Source organism: Providencia sp. wls1943 (genome assembly GCF_009706275.1).
Classification (GTDB): domain Bacteria; phylum Pseudomonadota; class Gammaproteobacteria; order Enterobacterales; family Enterobacteriaceae; genus Providencia; species Providencia zhijiangensis.
On sequence record NZ_WLTU01000016.1, the window covers coordinates 147,204 to 171,139 of the forward strand.

General features: G+C 43.9%; 20 protein-coding genes. 5 read left to right on the top strand and 15 right to left on the bottom strand.

Annotation, left to right across the window (positions count from 1 at the left end; translation table 11 throughout):
- Positions 1-109 precede the first annotated feature (109 nt).
- From GKR48_RS06930 to GKR48_RS06940, 3 genes are read right to left on the bottom strand one after another with little or no spacing between them, the layout of a single operon-like run.
- On the bottom strand, positions 110-886 hold the full coding sequence (locus tag GKR48_RS06930) for a DeoR/GlpR family DNA-binding transcription regulator (RefSeq protein WP_154602441.1): 777 nt from the start codon (positions 884-886) through the stop codon (positions 110-112).
- 35 nt (positions 887-921) lie between these two features.
- Entirely contained in the window at positions 922-2,151 is a 1,230-nt protein-coding gene (locus GKR48_RS06935; protein ID WP_154627546.1) for an NAD(P)/FAD-dependent oxidoreductase, read from the bottom strand.
- Positions 2,148-3,548 carry an NAD(P)/FAD-dependent oxidoreductase gene (locus GKR48_RS06940; RefSeq protein ID WP_154627547.1) on the bottom strand — a complete coding sequence of 467 codons (1,401 nt, stop codon included), beginning with the start codon at positions 3,546-3,548 and terminating at the stop codon, positions 2,148-2,150. The genes GKR48_RS06935 and GKR48_RS06940 overlap by 4 nt, the downstream gene beginning before the upstream one ends.
- A 242-nt stretch (positions 3,549-3,790) precedes the next feature.
- Here GKR48_RS06940 and GKR48_RS06945 point away from each other — a divergent pair, with 242 nt between their 5' ends.
- Positions 3,791-5,230, top strand: coding sequence for an FGGY family carbohydrate kinase (locus GKR48_RS06945; protein WP_154627548.1), 1,440 nt, complete (start codon positions 3,791-3,793; stop codon positions 5,228-5,230).
- Between the two features lie 35 nt (positions 5,231-5,265).
- Positions 5,266-6,516, top strand: a complete 1,251-nt coding sequence (gene eutH / locus GKR48_RS06950) for an ethanolamine utilization protein EutH (protein WP_154627549.1) — start codon at positions 5,266-5,268, stop codon at positions 6,514-6,516.
- A gap of 86 nt (positions 6,517-6,602) precedes the next feature.
- Here eutH and GKR48_RS06955 read toward each other — a convergent pair whose 3' ends face one another.
- From GKR48_RS06955 to apt, 9 genes are all read right to left on the bottom strand, one after another.
- Positions 6,603-7,916: an inosine/guanosine kinase gene (locus GKR48_RS06955; RefSeq protein ID WP_154627550.1), complete on the bottom strand. Its 1,314-nt coding sequence runs from the start codon at positions 7,914-7,916 to the stop codon at positions 6,603-6,605.
- Between the two features lie 108 nt (positions 7,917-8,024).
- A complete protein-coding gene (gene wzz(fepE), locus GKR48_RS06960) occupies positions 8,025-9,152 on the bottom strand; it encodes an LPS O-antigen length regulator Wzz(fepE) (protein ID WP_154627551.1) in 1,128 nt (375 codons plus the stop codon).
- Positions 9,153-9,263: 111 nt separating this feature from the next.
- Entirely contained in the window at positions 9,264-10,238 is a 975-nt protein-coding gene (gene hemH, locus GKR48_RS06965) for a ferrochelatase (protein ID WP_154627552.1), read from the bottom strand.
- Positions 10,239-10,540: 302 nt separating this feature from the next.
- Positions 10,541-11,185, bottom strand: a complete 645-nt coding sequence (gene adk, locus GKR48_RS06970) for an adenylate kinase (protein WP_036952549.1) — start codon at positions 11,183-11,185, stop codon at positions 10,541-10,543.
- A 192-nt stretch (positions 11,186-11,377) separates the two neighbouring features.
- Complete coding sequence (gene htpG, locus GKR48_RS06975; RefSeq protein WP_154627553.1) at positions 11,378-13,252, bottom strand: molecular chaperone HtpG; 1,875 nt, start codon at positions 13,250-13,252, stop codon at positions 11,378-11,380.
- 317 nt (positions 13,253-13,569) lie between these two features.
- A complete protein-coding gene (gene recR, locus GKR48_RS06980) occupies positions 13,570-14,169 on the bottom strand; it encodes a recombination mediator RecR (protein WP_036952553.1) in 600 nt (199 codons plus the stop codon).
- Positions 14,169-14,498, bottom strand: coding sequence for a YbaB/EbfC family nucleoid-associated protein (locus GKR48_RS06985; protein WP_006659291.1), 330 nt, complete (start codon positions 14,496-14,498; stop codon positions 14,169-14,171). The genes recR and GKR48_RS06985 overlap by 1 nt, the downstream gene beginning before the upstream one ends.
- Before the next feature lie 43 nt (positions 14,499-14,541).
- Positions 14,542-16,488 (bottom strand): DNA polymerase III subunit gamma/tau, encoded by a 1,947-nt coding sequence (dnaX, locus tag GKR48_RS06990; protein WP_154627554.1) that lies wholly within the window; start codon positions 16,486-16,488, stop codon positions 14,542-14,544.
- Between the two features lie 118 nt (positions 16,489-16,606).
- Complete coding sequence (apt, locus tag GKR48_RS06995; protein WP_036952557.1) at positions 16,607-17,158, bottom strand: adenine phosphoribosyltransferase; 552 nt, start codon at positions 17,156-17,158, stop codon at positions 16,607-16,609.
- Between the two features lie 143 nt (positions 17,159-17,301).
- Here apt and priC point away from each other — a divergent pair, with 143 nt between their 5' ends.
- Both priC and GKR48_RS07005 read left to right on the top strand, forming a co-directional pair.
- The gene (gene priC, locus GKR48_RS07000) at positions 17,302-17,850 is read left to right on the top strand and encodes a primosomal replication protein PriC (protein ID WP_154627555.1); all 549 of its coding nucleotides are present in this window, start codon (positions 17,302-17,304) and stop codon (positions 17,848-17,850) included.
- 10 nt (positions 17,851-17,860) lie between these two features.
- The gene (locus tag GKR48_RS07005) at positions 17,861-18,031 is read left to right on the top strand and encodes a DUF2496 domain-containing protein (RefSeq protein ID WP_154602431.1); all 171 of its coding nucleotides are present in this window, start codon (positions 17,861-17,863) and stop codon (positions 18,029-18,031) included.
- Positions 18,032-18,037: 6 nt separating this feature from the next.
- On the opposite strand, the gene mscK is transcribed toward GKR48_RS07005, so the two are convergent.
- From mscK to acrR, 3 genes are all read right to left on the bottom strand, one after another.
- Positions 18,038-21,433: a mechanosensitive channel MscK gene (gene mscK, locus GKR48_RS07010; protein ID WP_154627556.1), complete on the bottom strand. Its 3,396-nt coding sequence runs from the start codon at positions 21,431-21,433 to the stop codon at positions 18,038-18,040.
- A 158-nt stretch (positions 21,434-21,591) separates the two neighbouring features.
- The gene (locus GKR48_RS07015) at positions 21,592-21,945 is read right to left on the bottom strand and encodes a DsrE/DsrF/TusD sulfur relay family protein (protein WP_154627557.1); all 354 of its coding nucleotides are present in this window, start codon (positions 21,943-21,945) and stop codon (positions 21,592-21,594) included.
- Positions 21,946-21,957: 12 nt separating this feature from the next.
- Positions 21,958-22,608, bottom strand: a complete 651-nt coding sequence (gene acrR / locus GKR48_RS07020; protein ID WP_132496735.1) for a multidrug efflux transporter transcriptional repressor AcrR — start codon at positions 22,606-22,608, stop codon at positions 21,958-21,960.
- 134 nt (positions 22,609-22,742) lie between these two features.
- Between acrR and GKR48_RS07025 the strand changes: the two genes are divergently transcribed.
- Entirely contained in the window at positions 22,743-23,933 is a 1,191-nt protein-coding gene (locus GKR48_RS07025; RefSeq protein WP_154627558.1) for an efflux RND transporter periplasmic adaptor subunit, read from the top strand.
- Positions 23,934-23,936 lie beyond the last annotated feature (3 nt).

The following is a 23,936-nucleotide window of genomic DNA, read 5'->3' on the forward strand; positions in this document are numbered from 1 at the left end:
TTCCTAGTGTCGTATTTAACGAATTTTAAGCAAAGTAATCCTATGAAAAATAAATGAATTATTTTCCATAGGGTATAAATTAAATGAGTAATACTTTGATTTCTATGGCTTACAGAATATCTGCAATAATAATTTTGGTTTTCGGGCGCTTTTTATTTTCAGCTAATTTAAAGTCTTTAGTGGTAGTAATGAGATAATCGATATTCTCCCATCCTGCCACAAAATTAATCGCATGCTTATGGGCTTTTGTTCCATCAGCTAACACCATCAGCTTATCGCTATTTTCCTGCATTTTTTGCGCAATGGCTGCCTCATCAACGTGTTGATCCATTACACCATGCTGAGGATGAAAAGCACCAGCGCCGATAACCGCATAATCCGCGAAAAATTCCGTAATATTCTTTAATGCGATTGCGCCTAAGCAGGCATTTTGTGCCGCATTAAATTGCCCACCAATCAAAATCGTTTCGATGGTCGGGTTTTCCTGCAATGTGCTCGCTAACAACGGTGAGTTTGTTATCACCGTAATATTATCAATCGACTTAATGCGTTGGCTAAACTCAAAGGTCGTCGTACCAAAATCAATAAACAGTGTGTCTCCGGGCTTAATTAATTCCGCTGCTTTTGCTGCTATCGCTTTCTTTTCATCAACAGCAGCTTGCGCTCGTTCTGTAAAATTACGCTCAAATTTGGACTGAATATTGACAGCCCCACCGTGAACTTTCTTCAATAATTTTTGAGTTTCAAGCTTGCTCAGATCACGGCGGATAGTTTCTTGCGCCACATTAAAATGCGTTGCAAGCTCCTGTACATACACCTGACCTTGAGTCGATAACATCTCAATGATGGTTTGGTGTCGTACTTTTGAGGAGCGTCCCTCACACATAGTTTAATCCTTCTGACCATTTAACATTTCCAGCACTATACAACAGTGACAGTAATTTCAGTAGCACTCGCTTGGATTTTTGTTAAATCGATATTTTTCAGCAAAATACGACGTGTCGGTAAGCAGCGACGACGTTTTTCATACAGCACGGTATTACCCGCCATCACACGGATTGTTCCCGTTATTGCCGTGTTGACTTGAATGTTGAAATCCACATTTTTCGCCGTATTTTCGGACATATTAATACATGCAGGTACCGTAAAACGAATTGGCTCAGCAAACCGAACAGGCAATCTATTTCCTTGCTGTACATCCATTTGATGATGATTAGCTAATAAATCATCCGCAATATACCCGCCGGTGATCACCCCTTCTTGATAGCACTGATCCCCCATATCCGCAGGATGCAGCATGTTACCCGCCGCGTAATAGCTGCCATCCGAACAGCGGCTACGCTGGTCAGTGACGGGTTTGCCTGTATTGGCCTCAAAATTCAGGTGGCTTTTACGAATTAGCGTATTTTCACCCACAAAACCCCCTGTGAAAATCACGGAGTCGCACTCAATTTTGCGTATTTGTCCTGCGGTTTCCACCATCACATATTCCACGCGCTCTAATCCACCAATTTCCGTAATTTTGCTATTCACATACACTGGAGTTCCCATGGCTTTAGCAAACAATGAGGCAGGTTTGAATGCCAGAATTCGTTCGCCGCTTTCAATCATGGCTTTGGCTTTTACGCCCGCATTTTTTAATGTCCATAATGCGGAGAAACTGACTAACTCACTGCCAACGATCACTGGGTTCAAACACGGTTTTTGCCCTTTTAAATAGACAAATTGCTGCAGTGCACCCGCGGTTAAAATACCTTGAGGACGTAAGCCTGACACCAATCGAGGATGACGTGGCGTTTCTCGAACGCCTGTGGCAATCAAAATACGCTTACCGCGCATTTCAACCACCCCATCTGGTGTTGTGACTGTTAAAGTGCCATTAGGTTGTAATTGCGTCACAGTGCAACGCGTTAGTATTGGTGTATCGCCCAAGTCTTTAACAATTTTTTCCGCAAACTGGTTGCCTTTCATTGGGCGTTTGAATACTAACAAACCGAAAGTGGGATGTTGGCAATGACGTGGGACACCACCCGCGTGGGCTTCACGCTCTAAAATCGCAATATTGTGAATACCACGGCGACGCAATGTTTGTGCTGCCGCGATACCTGCCGGCCCTGAGCCAATAATGATCACATCGTAATTTAAGCTCATTTCACTGCCTCCACCGCTAAGGTATTATCAAAGCGGTCATTAATAATTTCAGCGACCTGACTACTACAATAAAAACCGTTGCAACGCCCCATCATGACGCGAGTTCGACGACGAAGTGCGCCTAAACATTCTGGTGGAATGTCAGAATCAAACGCGGCTTCAATTTCTCGTTGAGTCACTAATTCACAGTGGCATACAATGCCACCATTATTTTTGCATTGGTAATCACGCTCATCATATTCAGAGAGCATCGGCATCTTAGGCCAAATTAATTCAGTTGGCGGTGATAGCTCAAATAATGCATCAAAATTCTCTTGGTAAAGTTTCCCTAAGTGATTGGCGACCCCCAACGCAGCCGTTAAGCCCGTTGAGCGAATTCCCCCAGCACAAATCCACTGCCTTTCGGGGTAATCATTAATTCGGTAATATTTTTCTTCCGTGGCAGGACGTAATCCCGCATAGGTGGCCGTCACACTGTAATTATGCAGTGATGGCAACATGCGTGAGCCCTGGTCGATTAAATCTTGCAAAACCTCTTGCTTCACTTCCGCTTTCCAGCGGTCTTGCTGTTCTTCCGCTGTGGGACCTAACAGTAAATTGCCGAAAATGGTTTTCGATAGCAGGACACCTTTAGTAATCGCTGTGGGTACAGGCAAAATGATCGCATTGATATCGGCCGCCGCCGCTTTGTCGTATACCAAAAACTGACCTTTACGCGGTTTAATCTCAAATGGAGATGGGTGGCAAATCGATTCCACGATATCCCCATTAATCCCAGCACAGTTAATCACTAATCGGGCAGAAAACTCACCTTTTGATGTGGATAATGTCCAAATTCCCCCATTTAGCTCACCCGCAGTCACTTCACAATGGAATTGATATTCAGCTCCGTGCTTCACGGCTTGAGTTAAATACGCCAGTGGCGTGCTCCATGGATCAATTACCGATTCACCTGGAACCTCAACCGCTGCCAGAGCGCCTTCCGCCAAATGGGGTTCTCGACGATAAAGCTCTTCTTTATCTATCATGCCCACATCCATGACGTTGTTAGTGTGTGCTTGCTCTACAATGCCCGGCAACTTATTGAGCTGCTCTTCGTTCCAAGCCACGACTAACGCGCCAGTTTTGAGTAACGGCAAATTCATTTTTTCTCTAATATCAATGAATTCCTGATACCCATCTTGCATGCATTCCAATTCTAATGTCCCTGGTGTGGCATCAAAACCGGTATGTAACAACGCGCTATTTGCTTTGCTTGCTCCTGATAAAATATCGCCACCACGCTCTAACAGCAGTGTTTTAGCGCCCATCAATGTGAATTTTCGGGTCACTGCACAGCCAATGACACCCCCACCGATGACAATGACATCCCACATTTTTTTATTATTAGCATTCATGGCTGAAATCCTTAATATAAAACTTGGACACATAAAACCACATAATTCCCACAACCTCAATAAATAAAACAACACAAATCACAATAACACCCCAAACACTTCTCACATTGTTATCTTATTGTGACAGTTCTCACATTCACAGAAGTTATTGTGAGTTTTTTGTGGATTTTATTTCCGATTAAACGATAGTAAGCAAAAAAACAAACCTATTTACAACATTTATAACACTGGGAAATTCAGCGATGCTCAATCAACGTTATGCCGCTATCGATCAGGGAACAACGGGAACCCGGGTCGTCGTCTTTGAAGAAGGCGGCCATTACCATTCCCCGATGAGTATTCCACACAAGCAAATCACCTTAAACAGTGGTTGGGTTGAGCACGATCCTGAAGAGATCCTAACAAACATCATCAAGTGTCTGAATAGTTGTGAAGTCGTTGATGCTATTGGTATTTGTCACCAAGGCGAAAGTATTGTTGCGTGGGATGCTCAGACTAAGCGCCCCCTTTATAACGCAATTGTTTGGCAAGATCTGCGTACTGAAAAAACCATCCAGCAACTTAAAGATGCGGGACTTGAACCGCTTGTCCAAGCAAAGTCGGGACTGCCCTTAGATCCTTATTTCTCGGCCAGTAAAATGGGGTGGATTTTGGAGAATGTGGTGGGGGCCAAATCCCTTGCGGATAAAAACCGCCTACGCATAGGCACTATGGATGCATTTTTCCTTGATCGTTTATGCGATGTTTTCGTGACGGATTATAACTCCGCATCACGTACCTCTTTACTCAACATTCATACGCTAGAGTGGGATCCACAGCTGTGTGAGATTTTTGGTGTACCAATCCACTGCTTGCCACCACTGCGCGACAATATTGGTGACTTTGGCGCCGTCAATCTCGACGGGCATCTCACGCCAGTCACCGCGATTATTGTCGACCAATTTGCAGGAACCTTTGGTCATGGTTGTCGCCAAAAAGGGGATGCCAAAATTACCTTTGGTACTGGCGCATTTTTGCAAGCCTTGACGGGGAGCGATATCCCACAAACTCATCAAAGCGGATTATTACCCACACTTTGCTGGAAATTTCCAGGAGAAGCCCCTGTTTTTGGTTTAGATGGTGGCGTGTATAACGCCGCCTCAGCAATCAACTGGGCACGTAAAATCGGTCTATTTGAGGATTTTGATGAGCTTTCAGATTTTCGCGATGAATCCGCGATTAAACGTGGCTTAGCATTTGTGCCTGCGCTCTCAGGTTTAGGTTGCCCTTATTGGGATCGCAGCGCTGCTGGCCTATGGGCAGGACTCTCATTAGATACCGATAAGAAAGATATGATGCAGTCAGTCTTAGAAGGAATAGCCGCCCGCTCCGCCGAAGTTATTTTCGCAATGGAGAAAATCTCTCCATTAGGTCAGTCCATTTCAGTCGATGGAGGGTTATCGTCAAATCAGTACTTTAAGCAGTTTTTAGCTAATTTATTACAAAAAAACATTGAAGCACCAGCAAATCGTGAAGTCACAGCACTCGGGGCTGCCTTGCTTGCTCGTAAAGGTTTGGGAATAAGCCATGAAATGGCGATACGGCGCAATACTAGCGTCACACGCCCTGATGGAACCAACATGCAAGGCGTAATGGAACAGTATCGCGACATTATTGCCCGTTCTCGCCAGCTCAGAAATTAATTCTTCCAACAATAAAAAAGAAAGGAAACCCTACTATGGCCGAATTCGGAAACTATATTATCTACTTAATCATGTGCGGTGCCGTGATTGGTGCCGTTGCATCGATTGTCAGGCCTGCCAGCGACCTCGGAAAAGAGTTTGTAAACGGTATTTTTTCTATTGGTCCCGTGTTTCTCGCTCAAGCTGGGATCATGGCAGCCGTTCCACTACTTTCACAATTAATATCTTACATCTTAGGGCCAATATTTAGCTCAGTAGGCTCAGATGTCTCCATTGCAGCGCTGTCTATTATCGCTGTGGATATGGGCGGATATCAGTTAGCCGATGCCTTAACCACGAATCGTGATATGTGGATCACCGCGATGTTGATCGGTTATACCTCTGGTGCAACCATTGTTTATCTGATCCCTGTTGGTTTAACGATGTTGAACCGTAAAGATCACAAATATTTAGCCTTAGGGGCAATGGCAGGATTGATCTCAATCCCATTCGGGGTACTGGCTTCATTGCTGTTGATCACACTCAATAATATCCCGGTTCGCGATATTATTTCGACGAACTCCCCCGCCACGCATCAGCTCACCCTTGATTTCTTGACGATGCTGCAATATTTAATGCCGCTATTCGTTTTCTGTTTCTTGCTGGCAGCCGGCTTAAAATATCGTCCAATGCTAATGGTTACAGGCTTTTTGATCTTCGGTAAGATCATGGATGCATTCGTAAAATTAGTATTAGCCTTCTCCATTGTGGAACATTTTACAGGCGTATTTAGTAAAGTCTTTGGGGCTTGGGGATTCGATCCGTTATTTGCCGATCAAAATGAGTTATTCCGTGCGATCGAGATTGCAGGTTATATCGGGATCATGCTCGCAGGTACATTCCCTATCTGCTACCTGTTCCAACGCTACTGCAAACCGCTAGTCAGCGCACTCAGCCGTCGATTAAAGCTGAGCGATACGGGTTCACTGGGTTTCATCATGGTGATGGCAAATATCATTGCAACTTACCACTTATTCAAAGAAATGCGTGCAAGGGATAAAGTATTGTGCGTGGCCTTTGGAGTCTGTGCTCAAGCGACAATTGGCGACCACTTAGCCTTTACCGCAAACTTCCAACCAACATTGGTGCTACCAATCCTGTTAGGTAAATTAGTGGGTGGTTTCTTAGCGGTATTTATTGCGATTAAAATCTCTGTTCCACAAGCTATGCGCTATGAACAAGAAGATGAAAAAGCCGTTGAGGCGGTTAAAGCTGAGCACCCTGCGGGGATCGCCAAAGAAGCTTAATAGTTCTCATCATGATAAAAACAAAAACACCTCATTCGAGGTGTTTTTAATTTCTGTGTTATTTATTTCTAACTACCAACGTCAAGTTAGCGATCCCAATAGGACTCTTCTAAGCTATCTTCTTTTTCTGGTAGCCCGCGAGTTAAGCGCGGTGAATGCTGAGAAAGCACTTGATAACTCACACGGTTCGCATACTTACACACCTGCGCCAGTGAGGAGTATGTGAGATATTGGCGTTCGTGCTTACTGGAATTCGGCACATTTGAACGGTGATAAGAGTTAGCCGTAATATCATGCAGTAACGCAGATAACGCCCCATCACCCGCGCCATTGGTGTTCATGATTTTTTCTGGACCGCCCATATAAGGTTCAATATGAGAGAAAATTCGACGAGGTTGTTTGCAATCTTGCATACGCATCGCACGGCTAAATTCATACAGGTTAAATTCAGCAATAGCTCCCGGCAGTAATGGATGCTGCGTTTTACGTTTATATTCTTCTTCCGTAAAGCCAGCCATATACAGCCCTGAAGGCCCCGCTGTACATAAAACAAGGTCAACCCAATCCAATGCCATATTGGATGCCAATAGAGGATCGCTAAAGCCAGTTAATTCCAAGGCCTCATCTTCGTTCATGGCGACCACTGAGACATTTTCTTTAAGGAAATCACGCCAGAATTGTGGATCTTGAGCGATAACAAACTTGGTTCCCAATGTCAGTACCACGGGAACATTATGTTTTTTCGCATAATGGATAGCTTGCATCGTCGCATCCGGCATGGTTTCACCCGGCTTACAACGCACTAAATAAGCCGTTAATACCAGCGCTGATGCCCCTGCAATAATCTCTTCAGGAATGCTATCGGGGTGTAAGCGGTTCATATGCCCTGGGCTAATAGCAAACGTACGTTCACCGTTATCAGTGACAAGCGTAAAACAGCGCCCGATAGGGCCATCTACCCCTTGTAAGTAGTTTAGATCCATACGGCTTGAAGTATGGCAAAGGTAGCGATAAGCATAACTACCAATCTGAATATTGTTGCACATCGTACCCAATAAGACGGAGCGGTCATCGGCTAAGACAGAGTAATTGTGGAGCGTATTCCCTATTGTACCGCCTGCAAACTCATGGGTGATCAGTTTCTTATCGGTGAGCTCTTTGTAGAGCGCTTCAGCCGCATCATCTTCGATGACTAAAGAGTGACCTTTACTTAATTGATAACGTTCAATAAATTCATCATCAATTTTGGCTTCAATATCGACGAGTGTTTGGTCGATACCCACAATATACGATTTGCAGTTTTCATCATCAGAGAGCATCTCTTTCATCGGTTGTAAAAGAGGATCTCTGAGAGAGACGGGAAAGTAATGTTTAGATTTACGTTGACCGGGGAATTTCATATTGGGAACATTAAAAAAGGAACATTTCCGTATTCTAACACGATAAAACAAAACCGGCACCCTTCGATAAAAAGGTGCCGGTTAGGTATTTATAACGCTTTAGAGTGATTACTTACGACGAGTATTTTGCTGATTATAGTTACGGTATAGGTCACGACCTAGCACAAACGCACAGCTCATAATAAAGCCAAGAATAGCGCCTAATGCGACAATCAGCATCGATTTAGGTGAATCTTTCGCAATCGGTAAATCTGGAGTCATGATAAATCTGACGGGTTCAAACTCTAACTCAGTGGTCGTCAATGAGTTTAAATTATCAATGTACACTTGCGCATTTTGCAGTTTCTCACTGATTAACGCTAAATCACGGTTTTTTAATTCGATGCCCAGTTTCTCTTCCAACGCTTCAGAACCTAATGCAATTGGGTAATCAGGGTCATCATTGATGGCAACAGAATCCCTTGCGATTGGACGTGCAACTCCAGCGGCTTTCGCAATAGTAATAGCACGTTTTAAATGCTCAATTTTGACATCATAAGCAATCTGGATTTTGTTAGTATCTTGTTTTAATGCTTCAACACTATAAATCAGTTGGCGTGCAATCGCATTATCCACATCCATTTTCATTTTTTTACGGACTTGGCTCGCCGTATAACGAATATACCCATCCATTAAATCTTGGGCTTCAACCGCTGTTGGTGCCGTAAATGACAGAACGACGTCGCTATCGTCGCTGTCTTTTTCTTTACCGTTATATTTCAATTTAATCGAATCCGCGATGATGCGATTCACTAAACGTTGAACCTCAAGCGGATCGTTTTTATTATCGAGTTTCTCGAGCTGTGTTTTAAAATAATCGGTGCTTTTAACGAAGGCTTCTTGGTTAACTTTAGAACGGTATTGAACGATAAATTCGTTATAAATACGCTGAGAACCCAAGTCAATTTCCATGCCTAATGCATTTAAGCGCGCTGAAAATTCATTAACTTCTTTTACCTCTTCAGACGTTGGCGGAATAATAACCGCTTCACTCGTCCACTTCTGAGGTAACATTTTGACAACCCCAATACTCAATGCGGTAACAATGACTGTTGCTATAATAATCAATAATTTATTCTTGAACAGAACCGCTACCAGCGCCATGAGATCGATCTCATCATTGTGCTGCAATTTATATTGCGGATCTTGCTCTAGCTGTTTTTTTAATTCTGGAGATAAATTGGTTTTTTCAGTCATGTTAATTCCAAACAACGCACTCTAAATTGAACCATTGAATATTGAGGTCATAATTATAGTCAAAATTTAAGTTTTGGATATAACCATTAACCTTCTTTATGAAATTACCTATCAAATCACTCTTTCTAAGTGATTTTTCAGAATTAACTGAATCATATTGATGCTGATATCGCTGTCATTCAGTGCAGGAATATAACGATATTGCTCACCACCATTATGTAAGAAAAATTCTTTATTTTGTTCGCTAATTTCTTCTAAGGTTTCTAAACAGTCCACCGAAAAACCAGGGCAAACCACTTGAACTGACTTAACCCCCTCTGACGGTAACTTTTTCATCGTCTGATCCGTGTATGGGCTTAACCACGGTTCACGACCAAATCGAGATTGGTAAGTCATTAACACTCGGTCACTTGGAAATTTCAGGGCCTGCTTTAATAATTCTGTGGTTTGCTCACACTCTTTATCATAAATATCCCCTGAATCGCAGTAACGCTGCGGGATACCGTGGAAAGAGAGGATCAACCTATCCGGCTCACCATGTTCCGTAAAACTGGCTTCAATAGATTCCGCTAAGGCTTGAATATACGCTGGGTGCGTCGCATAGCTACGAATAAACTGCACTGACGGGATAGTCCGCATAGGTTTAAAAGCACGTGTGATAGCTTCATAAACGGCGGCGGTAGTGGTGCATGAATATTGCGGATACAGCGGTAAAACCACTAATTCCGTCACATCTTGTGCAATCAAGTTGTCGATAGCACTCTTTATTGACGGCGAGCCATAAGTCATTCCCAGCTCAATCGGCGTATTAGGAAAAAATGCAGATAATTTTTCTTTCTGGCGCTGTGAATAAACCAATAATGGCGAACCTTCATCCATCCAAATTGAGCCATAAAGTTTTGCCACTTTGGAAGCGCGGATTGGCAAAATAGCACCATGTAAAATAGGTTTCCAAATCAATGGTGAAACATCGATAACACGCCGGTCAGTTAAGAATTCAGCTAAATAGCGTTTAACGGCTGCTGTTGTTGGGGCATCGGGCGTTCCCAAATTTACCAATAGAATTCCATATTTTTTTTCTAACATTAGAACAGCTCCTAATTGATAATTATTCCCAACAATAACAGGTTTTAATAACTAATTTTGCCAACTTGTGGCACAAAAAGAAAGGCAGCGATTAACGCTGCCTCAGTCCATTTCCAAACCTACTAGGTTTGGAAATGGCTTTTTGGGGTTGTAAAATTAACAAGGAAAATCAATTTAGTGATTTTCGGCTGATAACACAAAGCAGGAAAAACCACGCTTTTATCCTGCTTTGTCAACAACCTCAGGCAGCGTTTTTGCGCTGCCTTGTTTATTTGAATCTATTTAGATTACGCTCAGAAAAATTAGCCTAAAATTTTTGCTAACTCTGCGCTCACTTCAGTCACTTTGCGAGTACCGTCTAACTTGAAGTACTGAGTGCTGCTCGCTTTCGCTTCATTTTGATAGTAAGCGATTAATGGCGCTGTCAGTGCATGATATTCAACCAAACGTTTACGAACCGTGTCTTCTTGGTCGTCTTTACGGATAGTTAATTCATCGCCAGTTACGTCATCTTTGTTTTCAACTTTAGGTGGGTTGAAAGTGACGTGGTATACGCGACCTGATGGTGCGTGAACACGGCGACCAATGATACGCTCAACAATGATTTCGTCAGGAACATCGAATTCTAAAACGTAATCAACGTTGATGCCTGCTTCTTTCATTGCATCCGCTTGAGGAATGGTACGCGGGAACCCATCCAACAAGAAGCCATTGCGACAGTCATCTTGTTTGATGCGCTCTTTCACTAATGCAATAACCAGTTCATCAGTCACTAATTTGCCGTTATCCATCAGCTCTTTAGCTTGTAAACCTAATTCGCTCCCTGATTTTACAGCGGCACGTAACATGTCGCCAGTTGAAATCTGAGGGATCCCAAACTTCTCCATAATAAATTGAGCTTGAGTGCCCTTACCAGCGCCTGGAGCGCCAAGCAGAATGATACGCATTGCGTAAACCCCTTGCTATTTAGTTTTTTATAATTTGAAAAGAAAACGCTCTACCATACCATTAGCATGGCATCTGACTCAAGAAGACACGTAAACGTTTTCCCATTTATCTTTTTTCGCAAAAGAAAAAAACCACGCAAAAAATCGCTTTTTTACGTGGTTTATGTTCGAAAACGAAAATACCTTAATGGACTACTTTAAAAGTAATTCGTTGATTTTTTTGATGAATAAGTTTGGATCTTCCAGCGTACCGCGTTCTGCCAGCAAGGCTTGGTCGAGTAGTACATCCACCCAATCTGCAAACACGCTTTCATCTTCCACTTCAGACGCTTTTTTCACCAATGCATGGCTCGGGTTCAGCTCGAAGTTATATTTCACTTCTGGCGCCGCTTGACCCGCAGCCGCGAATAATTTCGCCATTTGGGTACTCATTTCGTCCGCATCGGTGGTCACAATGGCTGGTGTATCGGTTAAACGATGAGTCAGTTTCACCTCTTTCACACGGTCACCCAAGAAGGTTTTTACGCGCTCAACAAATGGCTCTAACTGCTTCTCGGCTTCTTCTTGCTCAGCCTTGTTTTCATCCGCTAACTTGTCTAACGATTCATCAGCTTTGCTCACAGATTGGAACTGTTTGCCATCAAACTCAGAGAGGTAGTTCATCATCCATTCGTCAATGCGATCAGATAACAGGAGAACCTCAATGCCTTTCTTACGGAACAGCTCTAAATGCGGGCTGCTTTTCGCGGCAGCGTAGCTATCGGCAGTAATAAAGTAAATCTTATCCTGACCTTCCACCATGCGGCTTACGTAATCTTCCAGCGAAACATTTTGTACGCTACTGTCGTTATGGGTGGTTGCAAAGCGCAGCAGTTTTGCAATCGCCTCACCGTTGCCCATATCTTCCGCAGGACCTTCTTTCATAACCAGACCGAATTGCTGCCAGAAAGTTTGGTATTTCTCTGCGTCATTTTTCGCCAGTTTTTCCAGTGTTTGCAGAACACGTTTTGTCAGTGCGCTGCGTAAGTTACGCGTCAATGCGCTATCTTGCAGAATTTCACGGGAAACGTTCAACGGTAAATCGTTGGAATCCAATACCCCACGAACGAAGCGCAGGTAATTAGGCATAAACTGCTCTGCATCATCCATAATAAAGACACGTTGAACATACAGTTTTAAACCGTGGCGCTGGTCGCGGTTCCACAAATCAAATGGGGCTTGAGATGGAATATACAGCAGACTGGTATATTCCTGCTTCCCTTCCACACGGTTATGTGCCCACGTTAATGGATCAGCGTAGTCGTGGGAGATATGCTTGTAGAACTCAATATATTCTTCGTCTGAAATTTCAGATTTGCTGCGCGTCCACAGTGCTTTCGCTTGGTTGATTTTTTCCCAAGTAACGGAGCCGTCTTCTTCGTTTTTCTCTTCGATTTCAACAGGCAGAGCAATATGGTCAGAATACTTGCTGATAACAGAACGTAAACGCCAGTTATCTAGAAACTCTTTTTCATCATCACGTAAATGCAGGGTAATTTCGGTTCCGCGATCGGCTTTTTCGATATCTGCGATAGTGTATTCACCTTCGCCAGCAGATTCCCAGAATACCCCTTCGCTCGCATCAGCACCCGCTGCGCGGCTGCGTACGGTGACTTTATCGGCAACGATAAATGCGGAGTAGAAGCCCACACCGAATTGGCCGATCATTTGGCTATCTTTGACTTGGTCACTGCCTAATGATTCTAAGAATGATTTGGTGCCTGATTTAGCGATAGTACCTAAGTTTTCAATGACTTCTTCACGGCTCATACCGATGCCATTGTCACTGATAGTTAGAGTACCTTTGTCTTTGTCTGCGCTAATACGCACACGCAGTTCGCCGTCATTCTCATACAGTTCAGGCTTAGATAATGCACGAAAACGCAGTTTATCCGCCGCATCGGATGCGTTGGAAATGAGCTCACGCAGAAAAATTTCTTTGTTTGAGTAAAGAGAGTGGATCATCAACTGTAGCAGTTGTTTGACTTCTGATTGAAACCCACGAGTTTCTTGTCCTTTCATACTCATTAATCGCCTCTATATCATCAATCTAATAGTTAGTTTTGACTTATCGATGGAAACTAATTTGGGGACAAAAAAATAGAATTCAACCACTAACCACAAATTAGCAGCCAAATTAATATGAACGAAAGGAAATTATGGAAGGCTACGAGAGTTTTGGTTTGAGGGTTTTGCTTTTATAAGGTAGCTACCTACCTTCCTCTAAATAGTTCAAAGTTGTAGGTAGGCGGCAAGCAAGCTTATCCCTAGGAGCATACTGAAGTATGTGACTAGGGTGAGGTTGTGCAGCCAACACCCCTACAATTTGAAATATGACGAGGATGCTACAACTTCGAGCGGCCTGACAACGAATGAGAAAGCGTCGTGCTATCAACCATCTCTAACTCCCCGCCGACAGGCACCCCATGCGCAATCCGGCTCGCCGCCACCCCATACTGCGCGCACATCTGCCCAATATAGTTTGCCGTCGCCTCCCCCTCTACTGTTGGGTTGGTCGCCAAAATCACTTCAGTGATGTTTTCCGATGCCAGTCGCTCTTCGAGCCTATCTAGCCCGATATCCATCGGTCCAATGCCATCTAATGGTGACAGATGCCCCATGAGTACGAAATAGCGACCTGAGAATTGACCAGTTTGCTCGATAGCGTAAATATCTGCGGGGCTTTCCACCACGCAAATCAGCCCATTTTGCTGACGGCGCGGGTTATCGCAGATATTGCAGGTGTCTTGCTCAGTAAATGTGCGGCAATCGCGGCAATGCCCGATTTCGGACATTGCACGAGTCAGAGACTGAGCCAAACGCATTCCGCCACTACGGTCACGTTGCAGAAGTTGGAAAGCCATTCGCTGCGCTGACTTGGGTCCCACACCGGGGAGACAGCGCAGCGCTTCCATCAATGATTCAAGAAGCGGACTCGTTTGCATTAGAATGGCATCTTAAAGCCTGGTGGCAGTTGCATACCGCTAGATACGCTAGCCATTTTTTCTTTTTGCGTTTCTTCGATACGACGAGCTGCGTCGTTGAATGCCGCAGCAATCAAGTCTTCCAGCATATCTTTGTCGTCTTCTAACAGGCTAGGATCGATTTCAACACGACGGCAGTTATGTGAACCGTTGATGGTCACTTTGACTAAGCCAGCACCAGATTCGCCAGTAGCTTCGAGTTGAGCGATTTCTTCCTGAACTTTCTGCATTTTATCTTGCATTTGCTGGGCCTGTTTCATCAGGTTACCCAATCCACCTTTACCAAACATAGTTTTCTCTCACAACTGAGGCTACAGATTCGCAACTGTAGCGTTAAACGGGGCGAATACTCTCTTCATCCAATTGCGCATCAAACATGGCGCGCAATTTTTGAATTGTTTTATCCGCAATAATAGACTGACGGGCTTGCGCCAGTTTCTCTTCATAAATCGCCTGACGCCATTCCAGCGGCGTTTTCACCGCCGTATTATCATCGTGAACGATTTTCAGTTCAACAGGGCGACCATAATGTTCACTCAACGCGTCTTGCAACGCTTTGAGAGCGTTAGGTTTATCAAGATGGCGTTGAGCGGAGCGCAAGTGCAATACAATTTGCGACTCGTCCAATTCTTCTTTATATGAATTCAAAGCCAATTGTTCAACTAGCTTCGGAATATTTAATTGCGCGATTTCCCCCGACCAACTATCACGCTCGCGCCCTTCTTCGGTGATTTTTATTGCTAATTCAGGGGTTTTTTCATATTCCAACGCCTCTTTGATTTCCGTTGGCGTTGTCACTGTGTCTTTTGCGTCAAGAACTTCACCATTTTGCGGCTTCCACTGGTAAGGCTTCGGCTTCGCAGGCTTGGTCTTCTGTGACGCTTTTTCCATCACATTTTGCTGATGTTTGCTGGTTACCGCGGCCAGCCGTTCAAGTGCTGAAACCGCCGGCTTAGCCCTTTCGGACGTCACCGGATGAGTCTTTTTTGGACTCGGATCCTCACTTTGTGGCGTTTGTAGTGCCTGTCTGGCTTTTAATAGCTGCAATGTTGGGCTATTTTCCGGTAAGTTCTCTGCGCTCGCAGGCTGCGGGGCTGGGCGTCTTACCGTTGATGGTGCTGGCTCTGGCTGAAAAGTGGAAGCCGGCGCGTTTGAAACTAATTTCGGCGGCAATTCCACTTCTTCAATAATGCTCTTTGGGTGGAAGGCTAGCGCTCTTAGTAGAGCCATTTCCACGCCCATACGTCTTTCTGGCGCGAATGTCAGTTCTTTGCGCCCCATCAGCAAGGTTTGGTAGAAAAGTTGAAGATCCGCTGGAGAAATTAATCGAGCCACTTGTCTTAGACGCCCTTCCGTCGATGACGGATCGGTTTCTTGTTCCGCAGGCAGTAGTTGGATCATCGCAATGCGATGAAGCTGAGAGAGGATTTCAACCAGTAAGTTTTCCCAATCAGCTCCACGGGAAGCCGCTTGCTCGACTTGGGCCATCACACCAAGACCATCGGCACGAACTAAAGCTTCAATAATGGCGAGCGGTTGCTCATCATCTAAGGTACCCAGCATTTGGCTCACCACATCCGCAGTGACCTTACCTTGCCCCATGGCAATTGCTTGGTCAGTCAAGCTCAATGCATCACGCAAACTACCGTCTGCGGCGCGGGCAATCAACTGACGAGCGCGAGTATCGTGCTCAATATTTTCCGCGTTTAGGATCAACTCAAGCTGTTCACTGATTTGTGGAACATCCAACGCTTTTAGATGGAACTGTAAGCAGCGGGATAAAATCGTGACAGGCAGTTTTTGTGGATCGGTCGTTGCCAGTAAAAATTTGACGTGTTCCGGTGGTTCTTCCAGTGTTTTAAGCAACGCATTAAAACTGTGGCGCGACAACATGTGAACTTCGTCAATAAGATAGACTTTAAAGCGACCACGCGCTGGTGCATACTGGACGTTATCCAGTAATTCTCGCGTATCTTCAACTTTAGTGCGTGATGCCGCGTCAATCTCAATCAGGTCAACAAATCGCCCCTGTTCAATTTCCAAACAGTTGGCGCATTTTCCGCAAGGCGTTGCCGTGATCCCCGTTTCGCAGTTTAACCCCTTGGCAAACAAACGGGCGATCGTGGTTTTCCCGACACCGCGGGTACCCGAGAAAAGATAAGCGTGATGAAGCCGTTGGTGCTCAAGCCCATTAGCAAGTGCAGTCAACACATGCTGCTGACCAACAACGTCTGAAAATTTTTGGGGGCGCCACTTACGGGCAAGTACCTGATAGCTCATGGATTCCACTGTTATTCAACATGGGACATTGATAAATATAATAATAGTACCATGCTACCACAGCCTCAACCCATTGGGCGAGACTGCAGTAAAAATAGTAAGAAGAGTGCGGAGCAGATTAGTGGCCTGGGAACTCAACAAGACTATAGGAAGTAACGCCTTCTTTTGCTAAACGCTCAACACCGCCTAAATCAGGCAGTCCGATAACGAAAGCAGCATCCACCACTTTTGCGCCTAGCTGTTTGATCATTTTCACGGTTGCTTCGACAGTACCACCGGTTGCTAATAGGTCATCCACCACCAGTACGTTGTCTTGTGCGGTAATGCTGTCTTTGTGGATTTCCAGTGTGTCGGTGCCGTATTCCAGATCATACGTCATACTTAAAACTTCACGCGGTAATTTGCCTTTTTTACGCACAGGCACAAAACCTACGCCTAAGCGTAATGCAACAGGAGCACCGAACAGAAAACCACGGGCTTCAGTACCAACAATTTTGGTCACACCTTTGTTTTGATAATGCTCAACCAGCATATCGATTGTCGCTTGATAAGCCGCCGGGTCATTTAACAGTGTGGTAATATCACGAAACAGTACACCCTCTTTTGGATAGTTAGGGATAGTCGCGATACTTTCTTTAATTAATTGCAGTTGTTGCTCTTTAGCGGTCATAATAAAAACCAATATAGTAAATACGAAAGGGTAGAATCTATGCAAACTACCATAAAAATGCAATAAGAAGCCGTCTATTTGCTGTAAGTTTTATTGTTGGATATCAATATTCCGCCACTTTTCACATTTATTGAGAATAAAAAATGAAAACACAGGCTCTGTTAGAGGCATTGAAAAAGCAGATTGATGAGTTAGCTGAGCGCGTCGCCCCCATCAAAGACCATGAGTTTTCACACTCCCGATTTGATATGCAGCTATTTAGCCATAAATCCACCAAACTGGGTGATTGCCAGAAAGAGCTCAATACCTTGTATCAGCAATTGTGTAATAGCGTTTTGCTAAACCATACCCAGCAAGTGAACTTTTTAACCGAAAAAATCGTGCATCAAATGCAGGCTATTTCCCGCGAACTCTCCACTCAAGGATTACGGGAAAAAGAAGATTCTTTTCGGACGAAAAAGGAACAGGTTGATTTATATGAACGTTTATCACAACATCAAGATTATGAACGCCGTTTGCAGGCTATGGTGAGCGAAAAAGAGCTCTATTTAAGTGGCTTAACTGACTCACATTTACAGCACCAGTGCCAAAAAGAGCTCGCCGCATTAGCCGGGCGCTTATACCGTTGTAGACAAGCATTAATGCGTATTGAAAAAGCCATCGAGCACCAAGAAAACCAATTTTTTGATTAGAGGATCGTGAATGGAAACACTGGACACTGCACCACTCGAAACCCAGCTCGCGGTAGATTTAATTTACTTGTTAGAATCGGCTGAAGTCGATACCCACACCGTCCTGAAAGCATTAGAGATAGTTAAGCAGGATTACCTCAACAAACAGGCCGCCGAAGCAGCCTGTCAGAATGGTAATTAACGCAGGTTATTTTTCATCTCCATTTTTATCATTATCTTTGTCTTTGATAATTTTCGTCACTTCCTGCACTTCATCACCCTGATTGTTATGCAAATGCACTTCCAATTGATTGAAAGCGATATTGATATCATTTTCACGACATAACCGGTCAATTTCACGGTTCACTTCATCGCTGGTGATGGTACGCTCACCGATCTGGCGTACATAAAAACGTAATTCGTGATCTAATGTGCTAGCACCAAAACTTAAGAAGTATGCCGCTGGCGCTGGGTCCGTCATCACTTTGCTGTTAGAGGTTGCCGCTTGCAGTAATACGCGTTTCACTTTTTCCAGATCTGAGCCATACGCAACACCTAAAGAGACCGTAATTCGTGTGACCGTGTCTGAGAGCGACCAGTTGATCAAACGCTCAGTAACAAATGCCTTGTTCGGGATGATCACCTCTTTGCGATCGAAATCCACAATGGTTGTCGCACGAATACGGATTTTACTGATAGTTCCCGAGTAAGTCCCGATGGTGACGGTATCCCCAATGCGAATCGGTCTTTCGAACAGTAAAATAATCCCCGAAACGAAGTTGGCAAAAATTTCCTGTAAACCAAAACCAAGACCAACCGTTAAGGCGGCGGCTAACCATTGCAACTGATTCCATGTCACCCCAATCATCCCAAGGGATGCAATTGCCCCGATACTGACAATCACATAGGTCAACATGGTGGTGATGGCATAAGTGAAACCTTGGCGCAGTTTGAGCCGCGATAATACCAACACTTCCAGTAACCCTGGTAAGTTGCGTGTCATGATCCACGCCACCACCACAATCACTACCGCTAAAATCAAGTTCGCTAAGGTCACATGCTGCATGATATTCGCCCCTTCCGCTGATGTTGCGGTATAGCTCCAGAGTTGGACACTATCGAGGAAGGAGAAAATCGTAATAAAATCAGACCAAATGGCGTAAAACGCAAATGCAAAGATAATAAACAGCACCATTGTCATTAAGCGCAGAGATTGCTGGCTAATCAACTCAATGGTCATTGGTGGCTCTTTGATAGGCTCGTTTTCGGTCTCTTCTTGCTGTTTTGACTGCGCTCGACGCTCAAGCGCACGCTTATACGCCAGTTTTCTCGCGCCTAAACTTAAGCCTCGCAAGCAAACATTATACGTAATGTACCAAAGCACCAGCAGGTACAAGCTATCTAACCAACGGTTGGCTAAACGGAGTGTGGTGTAATAGTAACCCGCAATCATCAAACCGATTAAAATTAGCGGTGAGAATGTCAGTAACGTGATCAAAATCGAGCGCGTTAAGTGGCTACCTGTTTCCTTCCAAACCTGCTTACAGAACGGAATGGTAAAAATACACAATAATAATAAACAGATAGAAACCACAAGCTGCCCAATCACATCCTCAGACACCTTCAGCGGGTTAATCATTCCATAGGTGGAAAAGAAGATAAGCGGGATCAGCGGTACCGATAAACGCACCATGCGACGGCGCATGCGCTGGGCATTTTCATGCTCAATATTAAAGTGTTTCTCTGCAATACCTTGAGGTTTTAATACCCTGAACGTTAATTCAAATAGCGCCCAGAAAATCGCGAGTTGCAAGAAATAAGACCAAATAAACTCCCCTTGCAGGTTACCGGTTTTTAAGAACCAGTAACCAATGGCGATAACCACTAATGAAGTTGGGATGGTTTGCAGCAACGTGAGTAACAGAGCCAACGGTGTATTCAGTACGCTGTCGTTACGCAGGCTGGATAAACGTAAATCAATATCATGTAGACGCTGAGTGATTTTCCGGTTCAACCAGATAAAGATTAGTGCCGCCAATAACAACGGAATCGTCACCCACAGCGAGCTCAGCAAGCCTTTTTTCAGGCTCGATAATGAAAAATCAAAATCGAGGTGAGTTAGTTGATTTTTGGCCGCTTCTGGGAACGCTTTTAACCACTCAATATCCATCGGTTTATTACTGTTTACCCAGAAAATCTGCTGAGCCAAAGTATGCTCAAGCGAGCTAACTACACTCAATAATTGGTTTTGATCCAGTTGCAAATTAATGGCTTGGGAAATTTGCCCGCCTAATTGTAAATTCAATTCATCCAATAATTCACGGCGAACATCCAGGATTTTTACCAGCGCCGCTTTATCTTCTGGGGTAAACAAGCGGGTATTTTCTTGCTCTCCGACTTTAACCGCTTGCTCATGCTCTAGATTATTAATGTAATCCGTAGGTTGGTATAACGCATCACGTTGCTGGTTTATATCAAACTGCTCCAAACGTAGGTCGGCGATGGTGACAGGCAAATTTTTGGTGAGAATATCCGCGGGTAAATCAATTTGTTGCTGAAAAAGAATTCGTGATAGCAGCAAGCTTCCGCGTAATACGTTGATTTGCTCTTTTAAGTTTCGTTCTGATTGAGTGGCGCGTTCTAACCAAGTTTTTACTCGGATGCCATTTTGCACCATTTTGTTGCCGTCTTGAGTCACTTCAATCAAGCGGTTGCTCAGCTTGTTATTGATCTCCACCTCTTTTTGAATAATCGGATTTTGCTGCACCGCATCATCCGTAGAGGTATTTTGTGCTTCACGTACTGTCGATTGAGAATCACTGAGACGCACTTTGCTGATAGCGTCTTGGATCACCTGAATTCGGGCATCGAGTTGCTCAATGTACGCCGCCGTGTAATCACGCTGTTTCTGCAAAACATCTTGGAGTTGCGTATTAGCTTGGAGAACACGCTTTTGAAATTCGTTTTGCTGCTGTAGAAGGTATTGCTCAAGTTGCAGCATATTCACTTGTGTGGTGCGCAGCTTGCTGGAGTCTGTCAATGTGCTGTTAAGCTCGTTGCGAATTTCTTGCAGTCTTCGAGCATTGTCCAACATGATAGCTTGGGCGCGCTCCGGTTGAGTTTGCAAACCGATCAGTTGGCTGTTGTATGTGGCGAGATCATTTTGCTCAGCTTGCAAATTATCCAAATGGGTTGCCAACATGGACTCTAATTGTTGCAGGCTGCTATTTTCAATTTGGTGCTGAAAGTTAATATCAGGATTTTCATTCTGATTTTTTATTTGTAATAAACCCTGAACCGCTTTTTTTAACTCTTCACCGGAGTGACTTAATTTTTTTTGCAGTTCGTCTGAACGCTGATCGAGTTTTTCCAGTTCATCATAATAATTTAATGACTTTTCCAAATCGGCGATAGCGAGTTTATCTTCTTGCCCTGCATTGTTTTTTTTATTTAGCGAATTGAGCTCTGTTTTTATCTCGTTTTTGCTGGGAAGGTTACTCATTGTTGCTGCGGAAATTTGAAAAGAGAAAAAGGTGATGGCAAATGCCAAAAATATTCTAATTGAATATAACCACGCTTTTCTGTATTGCATTAGTGGGCCCATGATATCTCGCTGTGATCCTACTATTATCTAGCACTTAAATTGTTTAGTTCTAATATACTTAGACCTAATATACTGAGTTCTAACTTGCTATTTGAGCTGCAATTTTGACAAACCGCAGCCCAATTCTCAAAAAGCTTTTTTAATCTATGGCGATAAAATTAAAAGGTGAGAACTTTTTCAGAGTCTAATGTCCACGCAGCCAAATCAACTAATGTGCCGATTTCAACACCATCAATTAATGGCAGCTCACTGATACCTCGAGCATCAGTGCAGGTTTTGCATAATTTAACAGGGACATTTTGCGCGGTTAAAATTTCTAGCATTTGCTGAAGGTTATACCCTTCTTTCGGTTTTTGCGCTGTGATCCCGGCAGTAACTGCATCAGACATTAAGAAAATTTTCAGGTCGGTTTGTGGGTGTTGCTCTTTTAGCGTGATGGCTAAGCGCAGAGAGTTAAACAACATTTCACTTCCGTATGGCGCGCCATTCGCAATGATCAAAATGGATGACATGGTTTTCTCCGATTATTCGTTTGGCGTTGGTTTGACTCGCAGTGAGACGCTATTTTTAAGCGTTTCTAATAAAGTATCAACTAACGTCGTGGTATGTGCGTCTATCATAAAACGCTCTGGCTGTAATAACCAGTTTTCGAGTAATCCCGACATCAGTGCACGGATCATAACCGCGCTACACGCTAAATCTAAATCTGCTGGAAGTTGTCCCGCGTCCACACAATCACGTAAATTTTTAATAATCCGCTGTTCACTTGCGAGATAGTTTTCACGCTTAAAATCAACGACAGATGCCATTTCTCCGACTAATTCGCATTTTAAGAAAAAGATTTCCATTAACGCGCGATTTTTAGGAGTACTAATAAAATCGGTAAGAATATATATTAGCAATTCTCTTAGTATTAAAAGTGGATCATTGGTATATTTCGAACGATAATAATCCTCAGCTTGAGTAATTTGATTATCGCTAAATTCACAGGCTTGATGGAACAGATCCACCTTATTCTTAAAATGCCAATATATAGCACCCCGGGTAACACCCGCAGCTTTGGCTATATCGGCTAATGATGTGGCTGTTACTCCTCGTTCAGAAAATGTTTTGATGGCTGCATCTAATATTTCCTGACGGGTTTCTTCAGCCTGTTGTTTAGTTTTTCGTGCCATTGACGCCCGTTTTTATCGAAAGCTGATTTACATACATTAGTGTATGTTTGTACTATAGCATAGTGATAAATCATATAATTTGCTTTTTTTCTTAATTTTGTTTTGAACTCATATCGATTAATTGAGGTTAACTTATGCGAAAAAACAGAGGGGTGTTACCTCTGGCTCTGTTGGTCCTTTCAGGCGGCTTAGCGTTATCTGGTTGTAACGAAGAACAGAAAGGTGGCGGTGAACGCCCGGCGCCTGATGTAGGAATTGTTACGCTGAAAGCTGAACCTCTGACCATTAAGACCGAACTTCCTGGCCGTACATCTGCATTTCGTATCGCAGAGGTTCGCCCACAAGTAAGTGGCATCATCCTAAAACGTAACTACAAAGAAGGTAGCGATGTTGAGGCTGGCGTATCGTTGTATCAAATCGATCCGGCACCTTTCCAAGCAACGTACAATAGTGCTAAAGCAGAATTAGCCAAAGCGCAAGCAAATGCTAATCTCGCCGCATTAACTGTTAAACGTTATAAGCCACTGCTTGGTACCAACTACATTAGTCAACAAGAATACGACCAAGCAAATTCAACCTATGCACAGTCTCTAGCTGCGGTAAAAGCAGCGGAAGCAGCCGTTGAAACCGCACGTATTAATCTGAATTACACGAAAGTGACATCGCCAATTAGTGGGCGTACGGGTAAATCCAATGTCACGGAAGGTGCATTAGTTTCTGCGGGTCAAACAACTGAACTAATGCGCGTTCAACAATTAGATCCAATCTACGTGGATGTGACGCAGTCGAGTGAAGATTTCTTACGCTTAAAAAATGAAATCGAACAGGGTGCACTGCAAAAAGAGCCAGGCAAAGCACCTGTTAGCTTAGTGATTAATGGCGGGCAAGAATACGCACAGAAAGGACAATTAGAGTTCTCTGATGTCACTGTTGATGAAACCACAGGTTCTATCACTATGCGTGCCGTGTTCCCTAACCCGAACAAAGAGCTGATGCCAGGTATGTTTGTTCGCGCCATTCTAGAAGATGGTGTGAAAGAAAATGCGATTTTAGTCCCACAACAAGGTGTTGCACGTACTCCGCAAGGTGATGCGCAAGTGATGGTTGTTGGCGCTGAAAACAAAGTTGAAGTGCGTAAAGTGAAAGCTGCACAAGCGATTGGCAACAACTGGTTAGTCACTGATGGCGTGAAAGATGGCGACCGTGTCATTGTGATTGGCTTACAGAAAATCAAGCCAGGTATGGTTGTTGTGCCGAAGCAAGCAAACTTAGAAACTCAATCCATTGTAGACACTCAGGCAAAACCTGAAACCGCGTCTAAATAAGGG